General features: G+C 44.0%; 17 protein-coding genes. 9 read left to right on the top strand and 8 right to left on the bottom strand.

Annotated features, from left to right (window positions below):
• The 8 genes from AC20OE_RS03205 (at window position 1) to AC20OE_RS03170 (ending at window position 6,787) form a co-directional block, all read left to right on the top strand.
• Window positions 1-1,122 carry an N-acetylneuraminate synthase family protein gene (locus AC20OE_RS03205; protein ID WP_487268350.1) on the top strand — a complete coding sequence of 374 codons (1,122 nt, stop codon included), beginning with the start codon at window positions 1-3 and terminating at the stop codon, window positions 1,120-1,122.
• Window positions 1,115-1,855, top strand: a complete 741-nt coding sequence (locus AC20OE_RS03200) for a cytidylyltransferase domain-containing protein (RefSeq protein WP_106025484.1) — start codon at window positions 1,115-1,117, stop codon at window positions 1,853-1,855. Before AC20OE_RS03205 ends, AC20OE_RS03200 begins: the two co-directional genes overlap by 8 nt.
• Window positions 1,852-2,880 (top strand): PseG/SpsG family protein, encoded by a 1,029-nt coding sequence (locus tag AC20OE_RS03195; RefSeq protein WP_106025485.1) that lies wholly within the window; start codon window positions 1,852-1,854, stop codon window positions 2,878-2,880. The genes AC20OE_RS03200 and AC20OE_RS03195 overlap by 4 nt, the downstream gene beginning before the upstream one ends.
• Window positions 2,881-2,882: 2 nt before the next feature.
• Window positions 2,883-3,623 carry a sugar phosphate nucleotidyltransferase gene (locus tag AC20OE_RS03190; protein WP_099663781.1) on the top strand — a complete coding sequence of 247 codons (741 nt, stop codon included), beginning with the start codon at window positions 2,883-2,885 and terminating at the stop codon, window positions 3,621-3,623.
• Window positions 3,620-4,585, top strand: a complete 966-nt coding sequence (gene rfbB / locus AC20OE_RS03185) for a dTDP-glucose 4,6-dehydratase (protein ID WP_059377885.1) — start codon at window positions 3,620-3,622, stop codon at window positions 4,583-4,585. The genes AC20OE_RS03190 and rfbB overlap by 4 nt, the downstream gene beginning before the upstream one ends.
• Before the next feature lie 3 nt (window positions 4,586-4,588).
• A complete protein-coding gene (gene rfbD / locus AC20OE_RS03180; RefSeq protein WP_041087734.1) occupies window positions 4,589-5,443 on the top strand; it encodes a dTDP-4-dehydrorhamnose reductase in 855 nt (284 codons plus the stop codon).
• Window positions 5,436-5,891 carry a dTDP-4-dehydrorhamnose 3,5-epimerase family protein gene (locus AC20OE_RS03175; RefSeq protein WP_058838504.1) on the top strand — a complete coding sequence of 152 codons (456 nt, stop codon included), beginning with the start codon at window positions 5,436-5,438 and terminating at the stop codon, window positions 5,889-5,891. The genes rfbD and AC20OE_RS03175 overlap by 8 nt, the downstream gene beginning before the upstream one ends.
• Before the next feature lie 104 nt (window positions 5,892-5,995).
• On the top strand, window positions 5,996-6,787 hold the full coding sequence (locus AC20OE_RS03170; RefSeq protein WP_323133067.1) for an SDR family oxidoreductase: 792 nt from the start codon (window positions 5,996-5,998) through the stop codon (window positions 6,785-6,787).
• A gap of 213 nt (window positions 6,788-7,000) precedes the next feature.
• On the opposite strand, the gene AC20OE_RS03165 is transcribed toward AC20OE_RS03170, so the two are convergent.
• The 6 genes from AC20OE_RS03165 to AC20OE_RS03140 all read right to left on the bottom strand — a co-directional run bounded on the left by AC20OE_RS03165 (window position 7,001) and on the right by AC20OE_RS03140 (window position 13,100).
• Window positions 7,001-8,194 carry a pyridoxal phosphate-dependent aminotransferase gene (locus tag AC20OE_RS03165; protein WP_058838600.1) on the bottom strand — a complete coding sequence of 398 codons (1,194 nt, stop codon included), beginning with the start codon at window positions 8,192-8,194 and terminating at the stop codon, window positions 7,001-7,003.
• Between the two features lie 17 nt (window positions 8,195-8,211).
• Window positions 8,212-9,633: an alanine--anticapsin ligase gene (gene bacD, locus AC20OE_RS03160; protein ID WP_126682459.1), complete on the bottom strand. Its 1,422-nt coding sequence runs from the start codon at window positions 9,631-9,633 to the stop codon at window positions 8,212-8,214.
• 15 nt (window positions 9,634-9,648) lie between these two features.
• Window positions 9,649-10,410: a glucose 1-dehydrogenase gene (locus AC20OE_RS03155; RefSeq protein ID WP_487268345.1), complete on the bottom strand. Its 762-nt coding sequence runs from the start codon at window positions 10,408-10,410 to the stop codon at window positions 9,649-9,651.
• Window positions 10,407-11,114 carry a 3-((4R)-4-hydroxycyclohexa-1,5-dien-1-yl)-2-oxopropanoate isomerase gene (gene bacB / locus AC20OE_RS03150; protein WP_039182276.1) on the bottom strand — a complete coding sequence of 236 codons (708 nt, stop codon included), beginning with the start codon at window positions 11,112-11,114 and terminating at the stop codon, window positions 10,407-10,409. The genes AC20OE_RS03155 and bacB overlap by 4 nt, the downstream gene beginning before the upstream one ends.
• A 1-nt stretch (window position 11,115) precedes the next feature.
• Window positions 11,116-11,718 carry a type 2 periplasmic-binding domain-containing protein gene (locus AC20OE_RS03145; RefSeq protein ID WP_024423797.1) on the bottom strand — a complete coding sequence of 201 codons (603 nt, stop codon included), beginning with the start codon at window positions 11,716-11,718 and terminating at the stop codon, window positions 11,116-11,118.
• 149 nt (window positions 11,719-11,867) lie between these two features.
• A complete protein-coding gene (locus AC20OE_RS03140) occupies window positions 11,868-13,100 on the bottom strand; it encodes an MFS transporter (RefSeq protein WP_039182272.1) in 1,233 nt (410 codons plus the stop codon).
• 145 nt (window positions 13,101-13,245) lie between these two features.
• Between AC20OE_RS03140 and AC20OE_RS03135 the strand changes: the two genes are divergently transcribed.
• Complete coding sequence (locus tag AC20OE_RS03135) at window positions 13,246-13,725, top strand: Lrp/AsnC family transcriptional regulator (RefSeq protein ID WP_059377905.1); 480 nt, start codon at window positions 13,246-13,248, stop codon at window positions 13,723-13,725.
• A 13-nt stretch (window positions 13,726-13,738) separates the two neighbouring features.
• Here AC20OE_RS03135 and AC20OE_RS03130 read toward each other — a convergent pair whose 3' ends face one another.
• Both AC20OE_RS03130 and hemQ read right to left on the bottom strand, forming a co-directional pair.
• Entirely contained in the window at window positions 13,739-14,899 is a 1,161-nt protein-coding gene (locus AC20OE_RS03130; protein WP_099663775.1) for an MFS transporter, read from the bottom strand.
• 67 nt (window positions 14,900-14,966) lie between these two features.
• On the bottom strand, window positions 14,967-15,737 hold the full coding sequence (gene hemQ / locus AC20OE_RS03125; protein WP_024423793.1) for a hydrogen peroxide-dependent heme synthase: 771 nt from the start codon (window positions 15,735-15,737) through the stop codon (window positions 14,967-14,969).
• Window positions 15,738-15,769: the final 32 nt, after the last annotated feature.

Below are 15,769 nucleotides of genomic sequence, written 5' to 3'. Positions count from 1 at the left end.
ATGGCGCATTTCTATATCGGAGATCGCAAAGTGGGGGATGGTGCGCCTGTCTTTATCATTGCAGAGGCAGGCATTAACCATGATGGAAAGCTGGATCAGGCACTTGCTTTAATTGATGTGGCAAAAGAAGCAGGTGCCGATGCGGTGAAGTTTCAAATGTTTCAAGCTGGTCGGATGTATCAAAAGGAACCGGGTTTGTATGAAACAGCCAAGGGAGAAGAGGTGTCCATTTTTTCTTTAGTAGAACAAATGGAGCTGCCGCCAGAATGGCTTCCGGTGTTATTGTCACGCTGCGCGGAAAAAGGGCTGATTTTTTTAAGCACAGTGTGTGACGAAGAATCTGCGGATCTATTGAATCAGACTGATCCGCCGGCTTTCAAACTGGCATCCTATGAAATCAATCATTTGCCGCTTATGCGTCACACGGCATCTTTTCAAAAGCCCATTATTTTCTCAACAGCCGGGGCAACCATTTCAGATGTCCATGAAGCATATGAGGCGATTACAAGCGAACAAAATCAGCAGGTCGCTATCATGCATTGCGTAGCAAAGTATCCAGCACCTAGAGCTTACACGAATCTGCGAGTGCTTCAAACATTAGCTGCGGCATTTCCCGATGCAGTTATTGGCTTTTCTGATCATAGTGAGCATCCGACTGAAGCGCCAGTGGCCGCTGTGAAGCTTGGGGCAGCAATTATTGAAAAGCATTTTACAGTAGATAAAACGTTACCTGGGGCGGATCATTCCTTTGCTCTTGATCCTGATGAATTGAAGGAAATGGTTCAGCATATTCGAGCGGCAGAAAAGCAGTTGAATCTAAAAGAAGCTGACACTCATTCAGTGCCAGAAGAGCTCCTTGGCAGTTCTTATAAAACGACAACAGCTATTGAAGGCAAGATTCGTGAATTTGCGTATCGAGGCATTTTTACGACAAAAGGCATTGTGAAGGGCGAGACATTGACCGCAGAAAATCTAGCTGTGTTACGTCCAGGACAAAAAAGCCAAGGTCTGCATCCGCGGTATATGGCGATTTTACTTGGCGCAAAGGCTGTCAGAGATATCCCAGCCCATACAGGGGTTTCGTGGAAAGATGTACTCACGCAGGAGACGCCAAATGATTAATGATGTGCTCTTTGTCATACAGGCGAGAATGGGCTCAACAAGGCTGCCCAAAAAGGTGATGAAACCGATCGGTGGTATGGCGCTGATCGACCTGATTGTTGAACGGGTAAAGCAATCAGATCATTACAATCGCAAAACGCAGAACCTCATGATCGCCACAACAGTTGAGGCAGAAGATGATCTGCTAGCTCATTATTGTCTCTCAAAGGGATATAAAGTATTTCGTGGCAGTGAGACAGATGTATTGCAGCGATTTGCGCAGATTGTCCGTCATTTTGAACCGAAAATCATTGTGCGTTTAACAGGAGATAACCCATTTATAGATCCGGCCCTTTTGTCGAAAATGCTTGAAAAACATAGACAAGAGAAGGCTGATTACACGTATACGACTGGCACACCACTCGGTATTTCCGGGGAAATGATCGACGCACAGATTTTAAGTAAAATCGACAATTTTCCCCTTACGCAGCCAGAGCGTGAGCATGTCACGCTCTATATCAGAAAGCATCCTGAGCAATTTCATCTGCAATTATTCACACCGCCCAAAGAACTTGCATATCCTGCTTATCGATTCACGATTGATACAGAAGAAGATTATGAGTTTGCGACCCGTTTACTAGAGAAAGCTGGCGGCTCCATTGATGTACCTACGGCTGAACTCATCACCATTTGCGAACAAGATCCCGATATTGTTCGATTGAATCAATTTGTGAAACAGAAGGATGCTGAATGAACAAGAAAATCATGATTGTTGTGTATGGCGGGTTTTTAAGAGGAATGGGGCATGTTGTCAGAATGAAACGGCTGGCAAATCAACTGCTTCAAGAAGGAAACGACTTATATTTCTATACAAATGAACAGATCTGTGTAGAAATGCTCTCAGGTCCAAATTGGCACGTTCATTTAGTGCAGGAGTCGAAGGCATTCCTTCAGATGGAAAAGGATATAAAAGAGCTGAATCCTGATCTTTTGCTGATTGATGTACTTGAATGTGACCTCCAATTTCTTCGATTGATCAAAGCGTGCTCCGGCTCTGCAAGGCTGGTTTTATTCGAAGAAAATAGAGCAGAAGCGTGTCAGCTTGCCGATGCTGTCGTGAACGGCATTTATGGCGGTCTGGACGAAAAGCACATGCAAGTAGATGGGACAGCATATTTTGATGGAACACCTTATTTATTGTTAGATCAAGAGATAAGCCGATTAAAAGACACATATGAGGTTCGAAAAGAATGCAAAAAGGTGGTCATCAGCCTTGGGGGCAGTGACCCGCGTGGATTGTTATCAAAGGCTGTATCAGCACTTCTCGAAGCTGACCACCTACACATTTTAGCGGTTACAGGAAAAGCCTCCCGCATTGAAGAACAAATAGAGGCTGAGCATATACAATTCATTCGTCATACAGATCAATTACTTGCGCGTCTCTCGGAAGCCGATCTGGCAATAGTGGCTGGCGGGATGACATTATACGAGGCAGTTTGTATCGGAGTGCCCAGTATTGTCCTTTCACAAGTAGACCACCAAACAGTGACAGCCGCTCGTTTTGCGCAAAAGGGAGCCTGTCACCATCTTGGATTAGGTGAACTTGTGGATGAAAAAGATATTCGGCGTGCTGTGGAAAGACTGTCCGGCAGCTATTTTCTCCGCAGAAGCATTCATCTCAATGGACGGACACTCATAGATGGAAAAGGAACTGAACGAGTGAAAAACATTCTTATACACCTCATGAATCATCACCAAAAAGAACATAAGGATGTGTAGATGTGAAGGGAGTTATTTTAGCAGGAGGAAAGGGATCACGACTGGCGCCTTTAACGAAGATTTTCAATAAACATTTATTACCGGTTGGTCCATATCCAATGATTTATTGGTCATTGTTCAAATTGAAGGAAGCAGGGATTTTAGATGTGATGGTCATATCACAAGAAGAACAAATCCCGCTGTTTCAAAAGCTGCTTGAAAGCGATCAGGAACTGGGGATGAACATCGTATATCAGGTACAGCCTGAAGCGTCTGGAATATCAGACGGTTTATCCTATGCAAAGCCCTTTGTAGAAGGGGAGAAGTTTGTGCTGATGCTTGGTGATAATGTATTTGAGGATTCACTAAACCCTTTTGTTGAAGCCTTTCAGCAGCAAGAAAGAGGAGCCAAGGTTTTGTTGAAAGAAGTGGCAGATCCAAAGCGGTTTGGCATTGCAGAAATTGATGCCTCGCGCCAACGAATTTTATCAATAGAGGAAAAGCCGGAGTATCCGCGCTCATCTTACTGCGTCACGGGCATCTATTTTTATGACCAGGAAGTCTTTCAATATATTGAGAGAATCTCACCGTCAGATCGAGGCGAATTAGAGATTACAGATGTGAACAATCTCTATATCTCAAATAGTCAGCTGACCTATGATATGTTAAAAGGGTGGTGGATTGATGCAGGAACACATGAATCTCTCCACCAAGCATCTGCGAAAATGTTTGAAACGATGAAGAAAAAAGAGGGATCCGAATGACGAAGTCTTATTTAATTACAGGCGGAGCGGGTTTTATCGGACTGAATTTTGTGAAGCTGCTGCTTCAGGATACAGATGTCCGGCTCACCGTTTTTGATAAATTAACGTATGCCAGCCATCCAGAGGAGATGGATGAATTATTAAAGTTGTCTCATTTTCGTTTTATTCAAGGGGATATCACCCTTCAGCATGAGCTGGACCAAGCATTTGACGAAGTCTATGATGCCATCATTCATTTTGCGGCAGAATCGCATGTTGATCGCAGCATTGAATCAGCAGAGCCTTTTATTCAAACAAATGTCCTCGGAACGTATCGTATGCTTGAAGCGGTCTTAAAAGGAAAGGCGAAAAAGCTCATTCATATTTCAACAGACGAAGTATATGGAGATTTGGAGCCAGATGATCCTGCTTTCACAGAACAAACACCACTTTCACCGAATAATCCTTATTCAGCAAGCAAGGCGAGTTCAGACCTGCTTGTGAAATCCTATATCCACACTCACCAATTACCCGCGATGATTACACGATGCAGCAACAATTACGGACCGTATCAGCATGAGGAAAAATTAATCCCGACCATTATTAGAAAAGCAGTCAATGGAGAGAAAATCCCGATTTATGGAGACGGCCAGCAAATTCGCGATTGGCTGTATGTAGAGGATCATGCGAGAGCTGTGAAGCAGGTGCTCGAAAATGGCACAGCGGGGCAAGTATACAATATTGGCGGCGGCAATGAGAAAACAAATCTCGATTTGACCAAAACAATTTTATCGCAGCTCGGGATCAGTCATGATCAAATTGCGTTTATTCAAGATCGAAAAGGACATGACAGACGGTATGCCATTGATGCTAGCAAGCTAAAAGGCGAGCTCGGCTGGACGCAGGAGACGTCATTTGAAGAGGGTATCGAAAAAACGATCAATTGGTATCGAGCCAAATACGATCAGAGCGAAGAAGGGTGACGGATGAAAGTTTTAATCACCGGTGCAGGCGGCCAATTAGGGAAAGAATTGAGCAGGCAGCTCAAGGAAAAAGACATGACCGTCATTGCCTTAACGAGGAACATGCTCAATATCGCAGACCAGCAAGCGGTCAGGCATGCGATGAGACACTATCAGCCTGATATTGTTGTCAGTGCAGCAGCCTATACATCTGTTGATCAATGTGAAACAGAAACCGAAAAGGCGTATCTTGTGAATGGTATTGGCGCCTACTATACAGCATTAGAAGCAAAGCGCGCAGGGGCTGATGTGTTACATGTCAGTACAGATTATGTGTTTGACGGGCAGGCGGACACCCCTTACCAAGTCGATGCACAAGCAGATCCTCAAACCATTTATGGAAAGAGTAAAAAGCTTGGTGAGGAATTGATTCAGCTTGTATCAGACGAAGTGAAAATCATTCGTACCTCGTGGCTTTACGGACATGAGGGGCATAATTTTGTGAATACCATTCTTCGGCTTGCTGAAACGAAGGATCATTTACGCATTGTGAACGATCAGATAGGGTCTCCTACTTATACAAAGGATGTAGCCGAGGCTCTGATTCATTTGTTTGATCAGAAGGCAGGCGTGTACCATGTCAGTAACCGAGAAAGCTGTTCCTGGTTTGATTTTGCGTCAGAAATTGTGATGAAAAGCGGCTTGTCCGCCACAATTGAGCCGATTTCCACGGAAGAGTATGGCTTCCAAACGCCACGCCCGGCCTATTCTGTCTTAGATCTTCAAGCGATTGAAGCCACAGGCTGGCAGCCGAGGCATTGGAAGGATGCACTTCACGAATACTTGCAGAAAGAAGGGAGATGGCATCAGCATGATTGATGGTGTTCAAACGAAAAAACTCATGAAACATTGTGATGACCGCGGCTTTTTTGCAGAGCTCATTCGAGATGATGAACCGATGCTGAAACGCTTTGGTCAGGCGTCATGGTCGAAAAGCTTTCCAGGCGTGATCAAAGCCTTTCATTATCATGAAAAACAAGACGACGTTTGGTTCTTCCCCGCAGGTCATGCACAGGTCGTGTTATATGATTTGCGTGAGGACTCTCCCACAAAGGGGCAAACCGATGTGTATTATATGGGGGAAGACAATCCGATGCTGCTTCTTATCCCAAAGGGTGTCGCGCATGGCTACCGTGTATTAGGTGAGACGCCACTGCAAATTGTGTATTTCACAACAGAATCGTATGACCCGAAAAACCCAGATGAAAAGCGAATCGCCTGGAATGACGAAATGATCGGGTTTGATTGGGAAACGACATTTAAATAGAGAACGAGGGGCCTTTCGCAGGAGAAAGGTCTTTTTTTGTTGAAATACATTCTATATGTGTCATTTTATGTATATGTACGAAGCTGATAAGAAAAGGGATGTGGATGAGTTTGTCTAAAAGAATTGCATTTGTAACAGGAGCAAGTACAGGGATTGGAAAGGCCATCGCCATTAAGCTTGCCGCTCAAGACAATGTAAAGGTCATCATCAATTCTAGAAATCAATCCTCACTAGAAGAAGCGCAGCAGGACATTGGGCGTATGGCAGAAACAAAGGAGCCGGTGGCTCTTTTCTGTGGCGACATGTCAGATGAAGGGGTGCGGGCTGAGGCTTTTGAGGAAATAGAAAAAGAGTTTGGCAGACTGGATGTGTTGATTAATAACATTCCGGGGGGAAAGCCAGATACCTTTGATTCATGTGAGAGCGAGCAGATGATGGCAGCATTTTCTCAAAAAGCCATTGCGTACATTGATACGATGAAGCGTGCAGCAGCGATGATGAAACGACATGAATATGGCCGGATCATTCAAATTGTCGGGAACCTATGGAAGGAACCTGGTGACCAAATGTTTACGAACAGCATGATGAATGCAGCGATTATCAATGCTAGTAAAAATGCTGCCACACAGCTTGCACCTTCAGGGATCACAGTGAATTGTTTAAACCCGGGATTTATTGCTACAGATCGGTATGAACAATTTATCGGAAACATGATACGTAAACAGGCATTATCGCGGGAAGAAGCTGTACAGGCTGTAGCGTCAGGAATTCCAATGCAACGAGTGGGCTCAGCGAGTGAAATGGCTTCATTGGCCGCTTTTATCGCATCAGAGGAAGCCTCCTATCTTACAGGACAACAAATATCTGTCGATGGTGGAGCGATGAAAAGTATATAGCATCAAAAAAACCGCTAGATGCGGTTTTTTGATCCAGCGTGTAGATAAACCCTCGCATTCGGTGTCAGGTCTGCGTGCCGGTGCTCACGAATGTCAAATTCGCTCCGCTCCGGTACTCGTCCTTCCTAGGGCTGCAAAGGTTTTCTATCACGCTGAAAAGAAGACAAATGGCTAAAATCAAGACCCATTTTAGCCATTTGTCAAAAAAACCCGCTAGATGCGGGTTTTTTGATTAAAGCGAATCGGAAGGATGCGAAGCCGGTCGATAAACAGGGCAAGCTGTTCAATTGGAGCAACCATTGAGATGCGGACATGACGTTTTCCATGTGCTCCAAACACCCCCCCGGGCGTGACAACGACATCGGTATGTTCGAGTAAATAGTCTGCAAATGCATGAGAATGTTCAAACTCATCAGGGATTGGAGCCCATAAATAAAAGGCGCCAGCTGGACGTTCGATGGACCATCCTAGCTGCTTTTCTGCCTGACGGATGAAGAAGTGAATTCGTTCAAGGTAGACCTCTTTTAATGATTGAATGTGACGGTCATCACTTTGCAAGGCGACGGTTGCGGCTTGTTGAAATCCGCCATACATACTAACAAACACATGATCTTGGAAGGCGTTAATGGCTTGGATGATGTCCTCATTACCTACAGCAAAAGCGACTCTCCACCCTGCCATATTAAATGTTTTGGATAGAGAATATAATTCTACTCCTACACTTTTTCCAAGAGGAGCATTCAGAAAGCTTACTGGTTTTTGCTCATAATGAAATGAACCATAGGCAAAATCATGAATGACATGCAGTCCGTGAGCTGATGCAAAATCAGCAGCCTCTTCAAAAAATGCATCATTTGCCACAGCACCTGTTGGGTTATTCGGATAATTTAAGAAAAGAACCTTTGCCTTTTTGAGCACCTCCGGATCAATTGAAGAGAGATTCGGCAAATAGCCATTTTTCGTTTCAAGTTTGATGCAGTAGGGCTTTGCGTCTGCCATCAAGATCCCAGAATGATATTCTGGGTATCCTGGATCGGGGACGAGGGCAATGTCCCCTGGGTCAAGCAGACACTGACTCATGACATAAAGGCCTGTTTTCCCCCCATTGAAAAGGGCCACTTCTTTCTGTGGGTCTATCTCAGTCTCGAATTCTTTTTTGTAGAAATCTGCAATGGCTTGCTTGAAAAAGTCGAAGCCTCTAAAAGGTGCATACTGCTGAAACTCTAAAGTGCCTGCTGCCTCTTGAAGCGCGCTTACGATATGTGCAGGAGTCGGAAGATCAGGATTTCCCTGCCCAAGGTTGATGATGTTCGCCCCGTTTTGTGCTTTATGCGCAATTTTCTCAAAGACGGTTCCAAATTTCTGTTCTGGCAGCCGTTCAATCACGTTAGATGGTAAGATCTTCACCACATTACCCTCTCTTTCTATCCCTTCACTAATTCATCCATTAACTGAATGGCAGCTTGCTTCTGTAAGTTGCGGATGGATGCGGCAACATCCTGTGAGGATGACCCTTTTAATTCAAGCGACACGATGCCATTAAAGGCTTCAAATAAAGAGAGATCCACAAAGGTGCCTTTAGATGGGACGGATTCACTGACGATCACAGTATCTCCAACTAAAGCATCCTGCGGAATATGGACATGATCAATGGTGATATGTGTGGCCTCTGCCGGTATGTGTCCGCTTTCTTTGAAATGCTGAGGGTATAAATGGCAGTCTGCTATATAATGCGTATGTCCAGAAAGCAGCTCTTTTGGCAGATTCGCTTTTTTTCCATCGACTAATACATCGATCAGCAGCTTGGCCATATCCACACCAAACACTTTTTTGATATTCGGAATCATATTCCAGCCAGCAAATCTAGCTGCGGATTCGATCAGTCCTGTTTCTCGATTTTTCATGAGCTTGATCTCTGTATGGGTCGCACAGTTTTCAAGTCCCAGCCCTTCATTTGCCTTCTTAGCTGCCTCAATGATGATTTGCTGTGCTTCATTGTCTAGGATCGAGGGAGTAATATGAGCCGTTTCTGTAAAACCGATTTGAGGGGTCTTGTCATGTATGACAAAAGGGATATATTCTCCCTCCACGACGAACCCTTCTACACTGACATAATCAGAATAGCCACCCTCTTGATACCAATCCTCGTAAGCCCCCTCTAAGTACGTTTCAGCGACAAATGGTGCTTCATATGTCACAGCGTTTGGGACGGGAATGGTTTGCAAATAGGACTGTACGTTTAAAAAGAGATCATCACTGCCGGCTCTGTCATGAAAAAGGGTCACGCCAATCGAGCTTGCTAAATATGTAGGCTTTAAAATAAGCGGTGTCCCGATATGTTCAATAGCTTGCTGGAAATCAGCTAAAGTGGTGACAGGCTGAGTTTTCACCGCTTTGACACCAGCAGCGTTGAATGCAGCTCTCATTTGGCTTTTATCACGCGCCATTTCAGCTGCTTTTACCCCAGCGCCGCGCAGCCCCAGCCGTTCGGCGGCTTTTGCCATTGGTGCAATGAATAATTCATTATTGGTGGTGATGGCATCAGCTTTGAAAAAGGAAGCCACACGGACTAGGTCATCCACCACCTCTTCCTCTGATTTCAAATAATCATCATGTGCCCAGTAAATAGAATCAGGGTGCTCAAAAGAAGGGTGTGTCTCAAAATAATCACGGTCTTTGATGACGGCAATGGAGTATTTTTCTATTAGTTCAGCGTGTCCCTTTGTAATGGCAAAGGGTCTCGGGATGTAAGAAACGATATGATAAGATGCCGCCACGCTTTCATAAAACATATGGGGCGGGCATCCCCCTAAGTCAGCAATGACAAGTACGGTTTTTTTACTCAATGAAAGGACTCCTTTTTATCTAGCGGTGTAACCGCCATCTGCTGTGACAACACTTCCAGTCATATAGCTGGATAGATCAGAGGCGAGAAACAGCATCACGCCCGCAATTTCTTCAGGTTTTCCGAGACGAAGCAAGGGATTCACCTTTGCTTTTTCCTTTTTGACAACCTCAAGACTTTCTGAATGATTGTCTAAAAAGGATTTTTCATTTAATGGCGTATCAATGATGCCTGGGGCGATACAATTCACCTTGATTTGATGAGCGGCATAGTCAATCGCCATCGATTTGGTGAGCTGGATGACACCGCCCTTTGTTGCGTTGTATGCAGGAATGTCAGGCCAGCCAACGAGACCTCCGACAGATCCAGTATTAATAATACTTCCGCTTTTCTTCTCAAGCATATGCGGCAATGTATGCTTACTCATGAGAAATACACCCGTCAGGTTGACCTGTAGAATGTGGTTCCAATCCTCCAATGTCATCTCGTGAATAGGTGAGACAATTTCGATGCCTGCATTGTTAATCAACACATCAATTGTCCCGAATTGGTTCAGCACGGATTGAACGGTTTTTTGACAGTCAGCCTCATTTGTAATATCTGTTTTGAAAAACGCAGCATGTTCATGAGGCAATGATTCAACAAGTTGTTTACCGCTATCTTCATTGATATCAGCCACAGCTACTTTTGCTCCGTGTTCAAGGAAAAGCTTGACGGCGGCAAGCCCAATCCCAGACGCACCTCCTGTAATCAGGACGACTTTTCCGGCAATGTTCATTTCTTCACCTTAGACGCTTTTGGCTTTAAGCGGTTATAGCGTGGAGGGAAGAAGAGATTAATAGACTTTGATGCTTCTGGCTTTGGATTAATGGCGCCGTGATCTTCTTTTGGATCACAGAAGTAGGTCGTGCCAAATTCCATCTTCTCTGTAAAGCCTTCAATCGTCATATCGTATCCACCGCTAATGCAAATCCCAATTTGTTCATTACGGTGCTTATGAAAAGGCATTTCCCCGCCATTCCCCGGAATGTTGGCAATCATAAGCTCCATCCAGTCCTCCACAAAAAAGGTCACTTCCATGCCAGGAAGCAAATCACGCGTTTTGAAAATGTCTAAGAAATAAGTAGGAGGAGCCGTATATTCCTCGCCATCTTTTAATCTCTTAATATCAATAGCGATCACTTCTTCATCTGTCAGATTCGATGCGCCGTGAGGAACGAATGGTGGTGCAATATAGGCTGATTCTAATGGGGTGAGCACTTGGGTCGATTGGCCGACCGTCATTTGAAGCTCGCCTTTTAATACGATGCCGATTTGCGCTTCTGGATGCTCGTGAGGTTCGATGATCGTGTGAGGAGGGACGTATGAAATTAACACTTCCGTATCGCCTCTGACAGTAGAATATTGGATGACACCATTATCCCATTCTCGTTTTTTCGCTTGAGGAAAATATAATTCTTGCACCTTTTGTTCAGTCGTCATGTTACATCTCTCCTTTTCCGAATATAGACCAGCTCATAGGAATGCTTTTAAATGTTCGAATGAAGGTGAGGCCGTATGTAGCTCTAGCCACCTCATTGGTTAAAGCGAAATCAAATTCGCCGTCTCTTACTTTTTGTGCGGCTGTACTTGTGGAATTGACAAGCTCAAATTCAGCATTTTGATGAATAAAATATTGAATCAAATTCACAGGTGCAGGATGAGAAACAATTTTTAAATGGTGAAGCATTTGTTCTTGAAAGGGGAAATCTGGCCTGACAGCCAAACCATACATGGGCGTGTCACATCTGAATATTTGTAAAAGCTGCAGGTCAGGTCTCATGTAGAAATGTTTGATTCCTTCGTATGCGTGTGGAACGAGAGTGTATTGGAGTGCGTTAGAGAGAGTATGTTCAATGCAAGTTTCGAATGTGTCGTAAAGGGATAGTTTCGTATGAGTGCCGAGTGTAGTGGTGGAATGAGAGATGAAATGTTTTGCTGCATATTCACTGCTTGTCCCCTTAGGGCCTAATGTATTGACTGTAAACATCTTAGGTGAAACGATGGGCTCTTCTTTGAAATGAAAAACATCATTCTTTAAGATCATGTTTACCATCCAATCTTTTTCAAATTTTTACTAGATTATAAAAAATAAAATTGGTAATTGTCAACAAAATTTATAAAAAATGTATTTTATGATGATATTAAAAATTGATCTAAAAAACTGCACATATCGAGATGTGCAGTGAAATGAGCTCACGTTTCAAAGGTATTTTTATGTTTCTGCTGTAAGGTTTTTTCACGTTTATAGCTGATGAAGCTGATGAGAAAACCAACGAGCGTAATGAGTGCACATACAAGTCCTACCGTATGATAGCCGAAATGGACATAAACAGGTCCCATCAAAGCGGACCCAAGCATAACGGCTAGATTGGAAGCAAGGCTGTAAAAAGCCATCACTTTGCCTCGGTGGGTTTGGGAGCAGTCGCTCAGGACGGTGCTCAAAAGCGTGACGGATAAACTTTGCATGGCACCCCAAATAAATAAAGCGAAAATGAGCAATGTCCATGAGAACGGTGCATAAGGAAGTAAGGCAAGAACGAGCGCAATCCCGCCCAGCACAAAGAAAAGAGACCGTGTTTTGCCAAACCAATCTGCTAATTTCCCGGTAAATATACTCATGGAAAAACCAACGCCATAAGCCATGATCAGAAGTCCAGCTGTTGATTGCCCTCCGGAAAACAAACTTTGCAGGTAAGCTCCTAAAAATGAGTACATGCCATAAAATCCAAGCATGTTACAAAATGTCACGGTCAAATAGGCAGGGACACGGTCGATTTTCAAAGCCCCCCATAAAGAGCCTGATTTCTCCCTAGCTTGAGGTGCCTTCGGATGAGCTGTGGCGACTTGTTTTCGAGATTCAAGGATGACGAGCAGCAGGACAACGAGACTCATCATGGCGAAAATCCAAAATGTCCAGCGCCAGTTCAAACTTTGACCGATAAAAGCGCCAATGGGCACACCAAGGACAAGAGAAAGAGACCAGCTCGAGACAATGAGTCCCATCACTTTGCCGCGATATTCATATGGAACCCGGTCCCCCACAAGAGCATAGGCTGTTGGCACAAATACACCAGTCGCCAGCCCAGAAATAGCACGGCCGGTAAAAAACACGGCCAAATTTGGGGCAGCAGCACACATCACTGTTCCAATCAAAAAGAAAGACAGCCCAATTATCAAACACAGCTCTCTTGAATACCGGTCCCCTAAAGGAACGAGAAGCGGAGCTCCAACCAGCACAGCTAACCCATAAATGCTGATGGAAAGAGCGAGAACATCAAGAGAGTGCTGAAATGAGTTTGATAAATCAGGCAGCAGTGGTGAAATCACCAGTTCCTCCGATCCCGCCGCAAAAACGCCAAGTGTGAGTGCGATGGCAAGTGTGATGGGAAATGTTTTAGAAGCCTGGCTGTCTAAAGATTCTTTCATCAAGTGATCCCTCCATACTTGCTTTTTCATTCAATTCCGTTAAAATAAATTCTACCATTATTTAGTTTTATTTTACATTTCGCATCATAAGTATTATCATCAAATACTTTTCAAATGGAACGATTTTTGGATAGGAGAGGTACGAATGAAAATCACCGATGTTGATGTGCATATTTTAAATGAATTGAGAGAAGATGCCCGCTTATCCATGAGGGAATTGTCCAAACGAGTGAATTTATCAGCACCTGCGGTAGCAGAAAGAGTGCGTAAATTAGAGGACGCAGGGATTATCGAAGGGTATTCTGTTCAGGTCAATTATAAAAAATTAGGGCTTCTGATTGACTGCCTGCTGGAAGTTACGGTGTTAAATGGGGAGTATCAGCGTTTTGTGGCTTTTATGAACGAGCACCCACGCGCTTTTTTTGCTTATCGAGTGGCAGGACAGTCTTGCTTTTTCATTAAGCTGTCAGTTTCGTCTCTTGAAGAAATTGAAGCCTTTATTCAAGAAGTATCTGGATTTACAAAAACCGTCTCCCATATTGTCTTGTCAGAGCACTCTTTTTCTCACCCTATTCAGGAACGCTTGAAACAAATAGAAGAGCCAAAAATGACCGTGGTGAAATAAAAAAGGACCTATGTCAGGTCCTTTTTATTCGTTTATCTGACTGATAACTCATAAACGTAATGATAAGGCCAATAAATGTCACAGCTGCAGCAAATAACGGAACAAGCTGTAAATGTGTGATGTCGATAGCAAGACCGCCAAGCGCTGCACCGCCGGCATTCCCAATATTAAAGGCAGAATGGCTGAGCGTCGATGCGAGTGTCGGTGCTTCATGTGCCATGTTCATCGTGCGGTATTGCAAGGTAGGAACAAGAATAAATGAAATGATTCCCCAAACAAAAATGGTCAGCACGGCAGGCACTTTGAATTCGGAAGTGACTGTAAACAATAACAGGACAGCAATGAGTAGGATCAGTGTCACCATAATACTCGGCATCAGCTTCCAGTCAGCAAGCTTTCCGCCAACTAAATTCCCGATGGTGACCCCAAGTCCAAATAGGACAAGGATGAGCGTTACCCCATTTTCCTGAAAGCCAGTGACTTGCAGCAGGATTGGGCTGATATACGTAAATGCTGTAAAAACACCAGCAAAACCAAAGATGGTCATCGCAAAGGAAACGAGTACCTGTGGTTTTTTCAAGACGGATACTTCATTTCGAATATCCAATACTTCTTCCTTTGATTGATTCGGAACTAAGCTGATGATACCGATTAAGGAAATGAGACCAATGACGGCAATGACTAGAAAAGACATACGCCAGCCGAATTGATTTCCGATAAAGGTACCGAACGGCACACCGAGTACATTGGCTACCGTCAGTCCTGTAAACATGAAGCTGATCGCACTTGCACTTTTCTCTTTAGGCACAAGCCGTGCAGCCATAATGGCTCCGACGCCAAAGAACGTTCCATGAGCAAATGACGTTAAAATACGGGCGGCCATTAATAGACCATAAGAGGTCGAGACAGCGGCAGCAGCATTTCCCGCCACGAAAAGAATCATTAACAGAATGAGGAGACGTTTTCTCGACATTTTCCCAGTCGATAACGTTAATATAGGTCCGCCAACTGCGACACCAAGTGCGTATCCAGTAATCAGCTGTCCTGAAGCAGAAATTGATACATGAAGATCGTTTGCGACATTTGGCAAAAGTCCCATGATGACAAATTCAGTCATGCCAATCGAAAACGCACCGAGCGTTAATGCAAAAATAGCGATGGGGAAGTTTCTCATGATGTGATCACCTTTCTAAACAAATACATAAAAAAGCTTCGGAAAGATCCGAAGCCTTAAGAGTTTATCATACATGGAAATAAGACGCCAGCTGCTCGTTTGCTAAACGGTTTCCAACAAAGAAGGAACCGAATTCGCCGTAGCGTGCACTGACTTCATCAAAGCGCATTTCATAAACCAATTTTTTAAATTGGAGCACATCATCAGAGAAAAGGGTAACGCCCCACTCATAATCATCAAAACCAACAGAACCTGTAATGATCTGTTTTACTTTTCCAGCATAGCTTCGGCCAATTAAGCCATGGCTTCTCATAAGAGATTTACGCTCATCCATGGAAAGCATATACCAGTTGTCATTGCCAGAACGTCTTTTATCCATTGGATAGAAGCAAACGTATTGAGAAGAAGGAAGTTCTGGATATAGGCGCGCACGTACATGCGGGTTCTCGTAAGGATCTCCGCCATCGCCGCCTCCTGCTAAGTAGTTGCTGAGCTCAACAACTGAAACATACGAATAAGCTGGAATCGTAAACTCTGCTAGTCGTGTTTTGTTGAATTCAAGTTCAATTTCACCTAGTTCTTCCATTGTCGGACGTAAAATCATGAGCATAATATCTGCTTTTTGGCCGACAATACTATAGATTGTTTGGCTTCCAGCTTTATCTTGCTCAGCTGTTTTCCATTTTTCCAATAGACCTGTGAACTCATGAATAATCGCTTGGCGCTCATCACTTGTCAGCAGCTTCCAAGCTGTCCAGTCGATCGTTCTAAAATCATGCAGCGCATACCAGCCATCTAGTGTTTGAGCTGCTTCATTTGTTGTATGTTGTTCGCTCATTTCTTTCACTCCTATTAACAGTTTTCCATCTG

It is taken from the genome of Bacillus sp. SRI_025 (assembly GCF_057592095.1).
Note: the sequence above shows the minus strand (reverse complement) of the source record. Positions and strands in the feature narration are given on the sequence as shown.

Excerpts from the sequence above, each read along its gene's own strand:
- AC20OE_RS03170 (WP_323133067.1), top strand. The coding sequence starts at position 5,996 with ATGAGTTTGTCTAAAAGAATTGCATTTGTAACAGGAGCAAGTACAGGG.
- AC20OE_RS03195 (WP_106025485.1), top strand. The coding sequence starts at position 1,852 with ATGAACAAGAAAATCATGATTGTTGTGTATGGCGGGTTTTTAAGAGGA.
- rfbB (WP_059377885.1), top strand. The coding sequence starts at position 3,620 with ATGACGAAGTCTTATTTAATTACAGGCGGAGCGGGTTTTATCGGACTG.
- AC20OE_RS03135 (WP_059377905.1), top strand. The coding sequence starts at position 13,246 with ATGAAAATCACCGATGTTGATGTGCATATTTTAAATGAATTGAGAGAA.
- AC20OE_RS03145 (WP_024423797.1), bottom strand. The coding sequence starts at position 11,718 with ATGATCTTAAAGAATGATGTTTTTCATTTCAAAGAAGAGCCCATCGTT.
- rfbD (WP_041087734.1), top strand. The coding sequence starts at position 4,589 with ATGAAAGTTTTAATCACCGGTGCAGGCGGCCAATTAGGGAAAGAATTG.
- AC20OE_RS03155 (WP_487268345.1), bottom strand. The coding sequence starts at position 10,410 with ATGAACATTGCCGGAAAAGTCGTCCTGATTACAGGAGGTGCGTCTGGG.
- AC20OE_RS03200 (WP_106025484.1), top strand. The coding sequence starts at position 1,115 with ATGATTAATGATGTGCTCTTTGTCATACAGGCGAGAATGGGCTCAACA.
- hemQ (WP_024423793.1), bottom strand. The coding sequence starts at position 15,737 with ATGAGCGAACAACATACAACAAATGAAGCAGCTCAAACACTAGATGGC.
- bacB (WP_039182276.1), bottom strand. The coding sequence starts at position 11,114 with ATGACGACTGAACAAAAGGTGCAAGAATTATATTTTCCTCAAGCGAAA.
- AC20OE_RS03140 (WP_039182272.1), bottom strand. The coding sequence starts at position 13,100 with ATGAAAGAATCTTTAGACAGCCAGGCTTCTAAAACATTTCCCATCACA.
- AC20OE_RS03205 (WP_487268350.1), top strand. The coding sequence starts at position 1 with ATGGCGCATTTCTATATCGGAGATCGCAAAGTGGGGGATGGTGCGCCT.
- AC20OE_RS03175 (WP_058838504.1), top strand. The coding sequence starts at position 5,436 with ATGATTGATGGTGTTCAAACGAAAAAACTCATGAAACATTGTGATGAC.
- AC20OE_RS03130 (WP_099663775.1), bottom strand. The coding sequence starts at position 14,899 with ATGAGAAACTTCCCCATCGCTATTTTTGCATTAACGCTCGGTGCGTTT.